4 protein-coding genes are annotated in these 11,769 nt (G+C 71.3%); 3 read left to right on the forward strand and 1 reads right to left on the reverse strand.

The genetic code is table 11. The features are described 5' to 3' along the window. From Q8W67_RS26725 to Q8W67_RS26735, 3 genes are all read left to right on the forward strand, one after another. The coding region (locus tag Q8W67_RS26725) for a UDP-glucose/GDP-mannose dehydrogenase family protein (RefSeq protein ID WP_305551257.1) at positions 1-1,332 on the forward strand (1,332 nt) is incomplete at its 5' end. 369 nt (positions 1,333-1,701) lie between these two features. Next, complete coding sequence (locus tag Q8W67_RS26730; protein WP_305551259.1) at positions 1,702-9,144, forward strand: type I polyketide synthase; 7,443 nt, start codon at positions 1,702-1,704, stop codon at positions 9,142-9,144. Further along, on the forward strand, positions 9,141-10,508 hold the full coding sequence (locus tag Q8W67_RS26735; protein WP_305551261.1) for an aminotransferase class I/II-fold pyridoxal phosphate-dependent enzyme: 1,368 nt from the start codon (positions 9,141-9,143) through the stop codon (positions 10,506-10,508). Before Q8W67_RS26730 ends, Q8W67_RS26735 begins: the two co-directional genes overlap by 4 nt. A gap of 146 nt (positions 10,509-10,654) precedes the next feature. Here Q8W67_RS26735 and Q8W67_RS26740 read toward each other — a convergent pair whose 3' ends face one another. Beyond that, positions 10,655-11,767, reverse strand: a complete 1,113-nt coding sequence (locus Q8W67_RS26740; RefSeq protein ID WP_305551263.1) for a polysaccharide biosynthesis/export family protein — start codon at positions 11,765-11,767, stop codon at positions 10,655-10,657. Positions 11,768-11,769: the final 2 nt, after the last annotated feature.

Here is an 11,769-nt window from a genome sequence, read left to right on the forward strand (position 1 = left end):
GGCTATGTCGGCCTGGTTTCCGGGGCGTGCCTGGCGGATTTCGGCCACAGCGTTGTCTGCATCGACCGCGACCCGGACAAGATCGCGAGCCTGAACGCCGGCCGCATGCCGATCTACGAGCCCGGGCTGGACGCGCTGGTGTCCGAGAACGTCCGCCAGGGCCGGCTGGGCTTCGGCTCGAGCCTGCGGGAGGCGGTGGCGGGGGCCGACGCGGTTTTCATCGCGGTGGGCACGCCCTCGCGCCGGGGCGACGGCTTCGCCGACCTGAGCTTCGTGTTCGAGGCCGCCCGGGCGATCGCGGGAGCGCTGTCGGGCTTCACCGTGGTGGTGACCAAGTCGACGGTGCCGGTGGGCACCGGCGACGAGGTCGAGCGCATCATCCGCGAGGCCGCCCCCGGGGCGGATGTCGCCGTGGTCTCGAACCCGGAATTCCTGCGCGAGGGCGCGGCGATCGCCGACTTCAAGCGTCCCGACCGCATCGTGGTCGGCGCCGAGGATGCCCGGGCCGAGGCGGTGATGCGCGAGGTCTACCGGCCGCTCTACCTCAACGCCGCGCCGATCCTGGTGACGCGGCGTCGCACCGCGGAGCTGACCAAGTACGCCGCCAATGCGTTCCTGGCCGCCAAGATCACCTTCATCAACGAGATCGCGGATTTGTGCGAGGCGGTCGGTGCCGACGTGCAGCAGGTCGCCCGCGGCATCGGGCTCGACAACCGGATCGGCACCAAGTTCCTGCATGCGGGGCCGGGCTATGGCGGCTCGTGCTTCCCGAAGGATACCCTCGCCCTGGTCAAGACCGCTCAGGATGCCGGGGCGCCGCTGCGGCTGGTCGAGACCGTGGTGGCGGTCAACGACCAGCGCAAGCGCGCCATGGCCCGCAAGGTGATCAAGGCCTGCGGCGGCAGCGTCCGGGGCCGGACCGTCGCGCTGCTCGGCCTGACCTTCAAGCCCGACACCGACGACATGCGCGAGGCGCCCTCGCTGGCGATCGTGGCCGGCCTGCAGGATGCCGGCGCCACGGTGCGCGCCTATGATCCCGAGGGGATGGAGCAGGCGCGCGCGCTGATGCCGTCTGTGGAATACGCCGAGAACCCGTACGCCTGCGCCGAGGGCGCGGACGCGCTGGTGATCGTGACCGAGTGGAACGCCTTCCGGGCGCTCGATCTGGACCGGCTGCGCCAGGCCATGGCGCCATCCGGGGCCGCGCCCGTGCTGATCGACCTGCGCAACATCTACGATCCCGAGACCGCGGAGCGGCACGGTTTCACCTACCTCGGCGTCGGACGATCCAAGGATAGCGCCAAGGATAGGTCCGCCCAGGACGCGTCTTGAGCATCGGCCGGACCGGGGCGCGCGGAGCCATTGCGCTGTCAGATCTGCGGGTTGCCGCGAAGATCTCTTGGGAAAACGGCCGCGGCACCGCTAGACGGGGCCCGGCCCCCGAGGCGCAACTGTGGCATTTCCATGGTCAGATGACCGTCTCAACAGGCGGTGGACCCGTGCAATCTTGGCATTCTGGCCGGCGGCACTGGATTATGCCCTGATGAATACATGTCACAGCGGCCCGCAATCTCGCCGGCCAGGGATGACCTTGGCTCCGGCCAGGTTGGACACCGCAATGGTGCCATACTAAGGGGTGAGAGGGTACTCACTCGTCGCGAGCCGAGCCGACTTCCGATAACGAGCGTGTGCGAACCGAACGTGACACAACGTACAGACATTGCGATCGTCGGACGCGCATGCCGACTGCCCGGGGCCCCCAGCGTCGACGGGCTGTGGCAACTCCTCTCCGAGGGCCGCTGCGCCGTCAGCAAGGTCCCCGGTGACCGGTTCTCGCTCGAACGATTCGCGCATCCCCGCGCCCACGAGCGCGGAAAGAGCTACACCTGGGCTGCCGGTGTCATCGACGACATCTGGTCGTTCGACCCGGCGGTCTTCGGCATCTCGCCCCGCGAGGCCGAGCAGATGGATCCGCAGCAGCGGATGCTGCTGGAGCTGACCTGGGAAGCCCTGGAGGATGCGGGCCTGCGCCCGTCGAGTGTGGCCGGCAGCAACATCGGCGTGTTCGTCGGCGCCTCCTCGCTCGACTACGGCAACCTGCGCATCCTCGACGCGGCCTCGGGCGACGCCTACGCGGCCACCGGCAACACGCTCTCGATCATCTCGAACCGCATCTCCTACATCTTCGACCTGAAGGGCCCGAGCTTCACGGTCGACACCGCCTGCTCGTCCTCGCTCGTCGCCTTCGACAACGCCGTGCAGGCGATCCAGTCGGGCCGCGTGGACACGGCGGTGGTGGCCGGCGTCAACGTGCTGGCGAGCCCGTTCAACTTCATCTGCTTCTCCAGCGCGCAGATGCTCTCGCGCACCGGCCTGTGCCAAGCGTTCTCCAAGAACGCCGACGGCTACGTGCGCTCGGAGGGCGGCGTGGTGTTCGTGCTGCAATCGGCCGAGGCCGCGCGGCGCAACGGCGCCACCGTGCGCGCCCGGGTGGCGGCGTCGGGCATCAACTCCGACGGGCGCACCACCGGCATCTCGCTGCCCTCGGGCTACGCCCAGGGCGCGCTGCTGGAGAAGGTCTACCGCGAGGCGGGCATCCGCCTCGACGACCTCGCCTTCATGGAGGCCCACGGCACCGGCACCCCGGTGGGCGATCCGATCGAGGCCTCGGCCATCGGGACCAAGCTCGGCCGCGGTCGCCAGGCGCCGCTGCCGATCGGTTCGATCAAGACCAACATCGGCCATACCGAGCCCGTGTCAGGTCTCGCCGGCCTGATGAAGGCGACGCTGGCGCTGGAGCACGACCTCGTGCCGCCGTCGCTGCACGCGGCCGAGCTGAATCCCGACATCCCGTTCGACGAGCTGAACCTGCGGGTCGTGCGCGAGCCCCTGCCGATCGCCCGCGGTCCGCGCGAGCGCTACGCGGGCGTGAACTCCTTCGGCTTCGGCGGCACCAACGCCCACGTGGTCATCACGGACGCGGCCGTCGAGGCGCAGCCTGCCGCCGGCGTCCCGGATTCCTCCGCCCAGGTGCTGCTGATCTCGGCGCAGAGCCGGGCCGCGCTGAACGAGCTCGCCCTCGACTACGCCGAGCGCCTGGAGGCCCAGCCCGGCCGGGTCGCCGCGGTGGCCGCCGCGGTGGCGCACCGGCGCGAGCGCATGCCCGCCCGTCTGGCCATCACCCTGGACGGCAAGACCGATGTCGCCGCGACCCTGCGGGCCGTCGGCGAAGGCGAGGACGCGCAGGACGCGTTCACCGGCACCGCGGTGGACCGTGCCGCCGAGGTGGCCTTCGTCTATTCCGGCAACGGCAGCCAGTGGGCCGGCATGGGCCGCGAGGCCTACGAGGAGAACGCGACGTTCCGGGCGGCCTTCGACCGGATCGACACGCTGTTCCAGGCCTATTCCGACTGGTCGCTGAAGCAGGCGCTCTACGCCGAGGACCTCGACGAGCGCCTCGCCCTCACCAGCGTCTCGCAGCCGCTGATCTTCGCCATCGAGAGCGCCTCGACGGCGGCGCTCCGGGCCAAGGGGCTGATCCCCTCCTACGTGCTCGGCCACAGCGTCGGCGAGATCGCGGCCGCCGAGGCCGCCGGCATCCTGAGCCTGGAGGACGCGGTCCGGGTCATCTACTATCGCAGCCACCACCAGGAGACCACGCACGGCCAGGGCACCATGGCGGTGCTGCTGATGCCGTCCGAGGAAGTCGAGACCTTCCTCAAGGACTATCCGACTCTCGACATCGCGGCCTACAACAGCCCGAAGGCCGTGACGGTCGCCGGGCCGGTGGCCGATATCGAGGCCGCGCTCAAGGCCCTGTCGCGCAAGCGCCGGCGCGGACGCAAGCTCGATCTCGCCTACGCCTTCCACGGAAGGCTGATGGACCCGACCGAGAAGCCGCTGCTGCGCGATCTCTCCGGGTTGAAGGCACGCACCGGCACCACCGCGATGGTCTCGACCGTCACCGGCAGCGTGCTGGGCGGCGAGCATTTCGGGGCCGGCTACTGGTGGCGCAACATCCGCGAGCCGGTGCGCTTCTGCGAGGCCGTGCAGGACGCCACCCGCCGGGGCGCCCGCGTCTTCGTCGAGGTCGGCCCGCGCGCGACCCTGATGTCCCATGTCGGCGACGCGGTCGAGCCGCTCGGCATCGAGACCGCCACGGTCGGCGTGATGCACCGCAAGGCCTCCGGCGGCGACCCGATCGCCAAGGCGGTCAGCGCCGCCCTGGTCCAGGGTGCGCAGGTCGACGAGGCGCTGATCTTCGGCGACGCGCCCCGGGGCGACGTGCGCCTTCCGACCTATCCGTGGCAGCGCCGCCCGTTCCGCCTCGCCGACACGCCCGAGAGTGTCGGCGCGATGAGCCCCCGCCCCTATCACCCGCTGATCGGCTCGCGCACCACCTTCGACGGCCTGGAATGGAACGGCTTCGTCGATCCGGCCACCCTGCCCGAGCTGGAGGACCACCGGGTCGACGGCCAGGTGATCATGCCGGGTGCCGGCTTCGTCGAGATGGCGCTGTCCTGTGTTCGCGAGGCGATGCGCCACGACGAGGTGGTGCTGGCGGATTTCGAGATCGTCGCACCCATGGTGTTCGCCGAGGACGCCCTGCGCGAGGTCGCTGTGCGCCTGTCGGGCTCCGGCAACGGCATCCAGGTCCTCAGCCGTCCGCGGCTGACGCAGACCCCCTGGCAGCTCCACGCCCAGGCCAAGGTGGTCGAGGGCAGCTTCTCGGCCCCGAAGGCGCCGGACCTGAACGGGTTCGACTTCGAGACCGCCGGCGAGCACGTCCTGACCGGCGACGCACTCTACGCCCGCGCCCGCGCCTCCGGCCTCGGCTTCGGCCCGAGCTTCCAGCAGGTCGCGATGAGCGCGCGGCTCGATGACGCCACGATCGTGTCGGACCTGTTGCCCGCCGAGCCCGATTCCCGCTTCGCGCTGGTGCCGACCCGGCTCGACGCCTGCTTCCACGGGCTGATCCTGCTGTTCGCGGATCTGCTCGGCGAGAATGCCGGCAAGGCCTACATCCCGGTACGCTTCGGCGAGGTGCGGATGCTGCGCCCCGGCGCGGTGATCACCCGCTCGGTGATCCGGACGCGCCGCTGCAACGAGCGCTCGATCCTGGCCGACTTCACCCTGCTCGACGCCGAGGGCGCGGTGGTCGCCACCATCCGCGAGGGCCGCTTCCAGGCCCTGCGCGCCAAGGGCGGCGGCGACCTCTCGGCCTTCGCGATCTCGCAGGTGCCGGAGCTCGCCACCGAGCCGACCGCGATCCCGATGGAGCGCCGGCCGAGCGTGGCCGCGCGCCTGCGGCCGCTCACCGCCGAGGCGAAGGGGCCGGCCGATGCCGCCCTGTCGCCGGGCCACCTTCTGCTGGAGGGATGGGCGACCTCGCTCGCCTACCGCCTCGCCTCCGGCTTGGCGCAGGGCGAGACCGTGTCGGTCACCGACCGGCGCGTGCCGGAGGCCCTGCGCCCCTGGCTGCTGAACGCCCTCTACGCCCTCGAGAGCAGCGGCCTGGCCGAGCGCGCAGGCGCGGATTGGACGCTGGGCGACGGCTCCGCCCTGCCCCCGCCCGACGAGATCATGCGCTGGATCGCGGGCGACCACCCGGACCTCTCCGCAGAACTGGTTCTGATCGCCGATGTCGGCGCCATGGTCGACCGCCTGCTCGCGGGCAAGCTGACCGAGGCCCCGGCCCTGCCGCAGGGGGCCATCGACGCCTTCGTGCTGCGCTCGGCCACCGCGCGCCACACGGCCGACGTGGTCGCCGGCCTGATCGAGAAGAGTCGCGGGCAGCTGCCGAAGGAGCGGGCGCTGCGCGTCCTGCAGGTCGGCTTCGGCCCGCTCTCGGCCCAGGCCGCGGGCTTCGCCGCCGCCGCCGAGGCCCGGCTCACCGTGTTCGAGACCGACCGGAGGCTCGCCGAGCGCGCCCGCCTGTCGCTCACCCGCGGCGCCACCGTGGTCGAGGCGGCGGACGAGCTCGCCCCCGGCAGCTTCGACCTGATCCTGGCGGCCGGCAGCCTGCATCGCGGCGAGCGCGCCCTGCCGGGCCAGCTCGCCGGGGCGCTCGCCACCGGCGGCCTGCTCGTGGCCGTGGAGCCGGGCGCGTCCCTGTTCCGCGACCTCGTGTTCGGCCTCACCGGCGGCTGGTTCGAGGAGGCCGTGGGCGGCATGCCCGTCGGCCGCCTGGAGGATATCGAGGGCTGGCAGCGCACGCTCAGCGCCCATGGCCTGGTCAAGGTCGCGGTCGAGCGCGCGGCGTCGGCCAACGGCGACGACCTGCTGCTGGTGGCCGAGGCCCCGGTGCGCCCGGGTCCCGCCCCGGCCCAGAGCTTCGCCTTCGTGATCGGTTCGGACGACGAGTTCGCGGCCGAGACCGCATCCTCCCTGGCGACCCTGCTGGTCGCGGGCGGCGTGCACGTCTCGATCATCCTCGACTCCGAGACCTCCCTGATGGAGCTGGAGAAGGAGACCCCCGACACGGTGGTGTTCCTGGCCGGCGCCTTCACCCGGGGCGGCGAAGCGGCCGAGCGGCTGCGCGACCGCTGCCTCAGCCTGAAGCGCTGCACCGAGCATCTCGGCTCCCGCCAGACCCGCCTTTGGGTCGTGGCGCCGGGCGCCACCCGCGACCGCGGCGGCCAGACCACCAACATCGAGGCCGGCGTGTGGGCCTTCTCCCGCACCCTCGCCAACGAGGCGCCGAACCTCGACGTGCGCCGCATCGATCTCTCGCCCGAGATGTCGTCCAAGCGCGCCTCCGAGCGCCTGCGCGACCTCATCCTCTCCGGCACGCCGGAGACCGAGATCGTGCTGGACGACGAGCGGACCCAGGTGGTGCGCTTCCATGCCGGCCGGCCGAAGCACCGGGATCCGGCGGACGCCCTGCCCGCCGAGGCCGCGCGCCTGGAGCGCAGCAACACCGGCGGCCTCAACGAGATGGTCTGGGGACCGGCCGAGCGTCGCGCCCCCGGCAAGGGCGAGATGGAGATCGCGGTCGAGGCCACCGGCCTCAACTTCCGCGACGTTCTCTGGGCGCTCTCGATGCTGCCCGAGGAGATCCTGGAGGACGGCTTCGCCGGCCCCCGCCTCGGCCTCGAATGCGCCGGCCGGGTCACGGCCGTCGGTCCGGGCGTCAAGGGCTTCAAGATCGGTGATCCGGTCGTCGCGTTCGCCCAGTCGGGCTTTTCCACCCACATCGTGGTCCCGGAACTCGTGGTCGCGCCGATGCCGCAGGGCCTCGACCCGATGGCGGCCGCCACCGTGCCGGTGGCGTTCCTCACCGCCTATTACGGCCTCGTCTCCTGCGCCCGGATGCGGCGCGGCGAGTGGGTCCTGGTCCATGGCGGCGCGGGCGGCGTCGGCCTTGCCGCGCTGCAGATCGCCAAGCTGAAGGGTGCGCGGGTCATCGCCACCGCCGGCTCCCGCGAGAAGCGGGCCCTGGTGAAGGCCCTGGGCGCCGAGCACGTGCTCGATTCCCGCTCGCTGGCCTTCGTGGACGAGATCCGGGCGATCACCGGGGACGGCGTCGACATCGTCCTGAACAGCCTGTTCGGCGAGGCGATGGAGCGCTCGCTCAACGCGCTGCGGCCCTTCGGCCGCTTCGTCGAGCTGGGCAAGCGCGACTACGTCGCCAACACCCATATCGGCCTGCGCCCGTTCCGGCGGAACCTCAGCTACTTCGGCGTCGATCTGGATCAGGTGATCCAGCATCAGGGCGACGACGGTGCGCGGATGTTCCGCGAGGTGATGGCGCTGTTCAACGACGGCGGCCTCAAGCCCCTGCCGTACCAGCCGTTCACGGCGGCCGAGACCTCGGACGCGTTCCGGCTGATGCAGCAATCGGGTCACATCGGTAAGATCGTGATCAGCCCGCCCAAGGCCGGCACGATCATGAAGGACACCAGCCGGCCGTTCGCGGTCTCGGCCCACGGCGTCCACCTCCTGACCGGCGGTCTCGGCGGCTTCGGCCTGGAAGCGGCGCGCTGGCTCGTGGACAGGGGCGCCAAGCACCTCGTCCTGGCCGGCCGAAAGGGCGCGACCACCGACGAGGCCAAGGCGATCGTCGCCGAACTCTCCGCGCGCGGCGTCAGGGTCGAGGCCAAGGCCGTCGACATCACCAGCCGCTCGGCGGTGGATCGCCTGATCGCGGAGATCGAGCAGGACGGCAGGAAGCTCGCCGGCGTGCTCCACGCCGCGGCGGTGCTCCAGGACGGCCTGATCGCCAACATCGACGCTGCGGCGCTCGACGCGGTGATCGGCCCGAAGGTGATCGGTGCGCAGCATCTCGATGCCGCGACCCGGGACCGGAGCCTCGACTACTTCGTGATGTTCTCGTCGGCGACCACGTTCATCGGCAATCCCGGCCAGGGCTCCTACGTCGCCGCCAACGGCTTCATGGAAGGCCTGGCCCGGCAGCGCCGCCGCCGCGGCCTGCCCGCCCTGGCGGTGGCCTGGGGCGCGATCGGCGATGTCGGCATGCTTGCCCGCAACAAGGCGGTCATGGAAGGTCTCGCCGGCCGCGTCGGCGTCACCCCCATGGAGGCCCGCCGCTGCCTGGAGCTGATGGCCGACGCGCTGGAGGCCCAGGGCACGTCGCCGGACGAGGCGGTGATCGCCATCGCGGCGATGCACTGGGGCAAGGCGCGCGAGCGGCTCGCCACCATGCGCTCGCCGAGCTACGCCGACCTCGGATCGGACCAGCAGGTCGAGGCCGGCGGCGTCCAGGCGATCAACATCGGGGCCCTCCTCAAGGGCGGCGACGTGGACGCGGTCCGCAAGACCGTGTCGGATGCGATCGTCGAGGACATCGCCCGCATCCTGCGCCTGCCCAAGGATGACATCAGCCGCGTGCGCCAGCTCTCCGAGATCGGCCTCGATTCGCTGATGGGCGTCGAGCTGGGCGCCAGCCTGCAGGAGCGCTTCGCCCTCGACGCGCCGCCGGCCGGTCTCTCGTCCGGAATGACGGTGAACGAGCTGTCGGAATCCTTAATTCAGGCGGTTTCCGCGCCCATGGATGAGGCGGCCGGCGTCGCGATGAGCCTCGTCTCGAAGCATATCGGCGGTGAGATCGATGCGCAGATGATGGCGCCGCTCAGGGAACTCATCGAGAAGACCTCCAGCGAGATCAAAGAGACCAACCCATGACCGATACGGCACGGCCTGACGGCGGGCGCGCGGCGCTCGCCGGCTTCGTGACCAACCGCCTCGGGCGCGCGACGCCGCGCCCGGCCCCCGTCAAGGCGGCGTCCCCTACGGGCAAGTCTGCGTCGCAGAACTTCGAGAACCTGCCGGGCTACCGGGAGCTGAAGCTGCAGCGTCAGGCGGCCGAGCTGATCGGCCTGGGCAACCCGTTCTTCCGCGTCCACGACGCCAAGGCCGGTGCGACCACGCGGATCGACCAGCGCAGCTTCACCAACTTCTCTTCCTATGACTATCTCGGCCTGAACGGCCATCCGCGCGTCAGCAACGCGGCCCGGGAGGCGATCGACGCCTACGGCACCTCCGCATCGGCGAGCCGCGTGGTCGCGGGCGAGCGGCCGGGCCATATCAGCCTCGAACAGGCGCTGGCCAAGCATTACCGCTCGGAGGGCTGCGTCGTGATGGTGAGCGGGCACGCCACCAACGTCACGACCATCGGCGCCCTGCTGGAAGCCGGCGACGTGATCTTCCACGACGCGCTCAGCCACAACAGCATCGTCACCGGCGCGCAGCTCTCGGGCGCGCAGCGGCGCTCGTTCGCGCATAACGACCTCGACGCCCTGGAGAGCCTGCTCCAGGCCACCCGCCACGAGCATCGCCGGGCGCTGATCGTGGTCGAGGGCCTCTACAGCATGGACGGGGACGCGCCGGACCTCGCGGGTCTCGTCGCCCTCAAGAAGCGCTACGATGCGTGGCTGATGGTCGACGAGGCGCACGGCCTCGGCGTCACCGGCCGCACCGGCGCGGGCCTGTTCGAGCATTGCGGTGTCGACCCGAAGGAGGTCGACATCTGGATGGGCACCCTGTCGAAGACGCTCTCGACCTGCGGCGGCTACATCTGCGGCCCGATCGCGCTGATCGAGTACCTGAAGCACACCGCCGGCGGCTTCGTGTACAGCGTCGGCATGTCGCCGCCGCTCGCCGCCGCCGCCGAGGTTGCGCTCGCGGTGATGCATGCCGAGCCGGAGCGGGTCGAGCGCCTGCGCCAGAACGGCACGCTGTTCCTGACGACCGCCAAGAAGCTCGGCCTCGACACCGGCTTCAGCCTCGGCCTCGCCGTGGTGCCGATCATCGTGGGCGATTCCCTGAAGGCCGTGACCCTGTCGGACCGGCTCTATCGCCGGGGCATCAACGTGCAGCCGATCATCCATCCGGCGGTGCCGGAGCGGGCCTCGCGCCTGCGCTTCTTCCTCACATCCGAGCATACGGCGGACCAGATCCGCGACACCGTGAACGCGGTGGCGGAGGAGATGGCGGCGATCGATAAGGGCGGCTCGCTGATCGAGCAGCTCCTGGCCAAGCGCGGCTGAGATACCGCCGCGCCGGGACTCCGGCGCGGTTCAACACCCGGAAACGAGACAGGGCGCGGATGGCATCCGCGCCCTGTCTCGTTTCCGGGATCCCGGTCCGGCGCCTCGCCCGATCCGCCGGCCCGAAGGCCGGCGGCCTGCGCGGCCTATTTCGCGTAGGCGTAGGCCGTGGCCGCGGAGGCAAGTGGTCCTGTGACGCCGTTGAACGCCGTCAGCACCTTCTGGACCTCGGTGAAGGGCGCGTTGGAGACGTAGACGAGGTCGCGGTTTCGCATGCGGAAGGCCTGAGTGGTGAACAGGCTGTTGGGGTCGCGCATGTTGATCCGGTAGACCACGGGCACGAGCGGCGTGCCGAGCAGCCTCGATCCGGGGTTGAGGCGGCGCACGACGCTGGCGGGCTCGAACCGGAAGATGAAGGTTCCGGCGGGGTCGGCCTGGAAGTCGGACAGGCCGCGCGCCTTGGCGAGCGCCTGGGCCAGGGTGATGCCGTCGGCCTGGAACGGCAGCTCGGTGCTGTTGCCGAGGGCGCCGACGGCGATGAAGGTCTGCGGGTCGCGCACCAGGGTGAGCACGTCGTTGGGCCGCAGGTAGATGTTTTCCTTGGGGTTGGACACCACCGTGGTCAGCGGCACCGTGGCGGTGAGCGGCCCGCGCGACAGGCGCACGAAGGTCTCCGAGACGGGCGAGCGGTTTCCGCCGGCGGCGGCGATGACGTCGAGGATGCGGTCGCCGTGGCCCGAGAGCGGCAGGCGTGCGCCGGCCGCGCCCTCGCCGGTGACGGTGACGGCCTGCGAGATCGGCCGGGTGACCGAGACCAGCACCTGGGGCTGGATGGCCTTGCCGGCGAGTTCGTTCTCGATCAGGCCCTGGACGTCCTGGGGCCTGCGCCCGGCGACCTTGATGCGCCCGGCATAGGGGACCGAGATGGCGCCGTCGCGCCCGACCGGCTGCTCGGGGATGAGCGCCGACTTGGAGCCGGCGGAGAAGCGGTCGGCCACCAGCGGGCCGGAGAACAGGCCGCCGGAGCCGGCCTCCCAGATCGAGACCGAGACCATGTCGCCGACGCCGATCACCGGCTCGGTCGACGGGCGGTGGTCGCCGAAGGAGGCGAGCAGGCTGTCGAGCGGGCGCCCGCGCAGGGCCTCGACCACGGCCGGGGTGACGTCGATGATCTCGTAGCGCGCCAGCAGCCCGCCGTCGGCGGTCGCGACCTGCGCGCCCGCCTCGATCGCGCCCGCCGTCGGACCCGCCGCAGGCAGGA

It is taken from the genome of Methylobacterium sp. NEAU K (assembly GCF_030700285.1).
Lineage (GTDB): Bacteria > Pseudomonadota > Alphaproteobacteria > Rhizobiales > Beijerinckiaceae > Methylobacterium.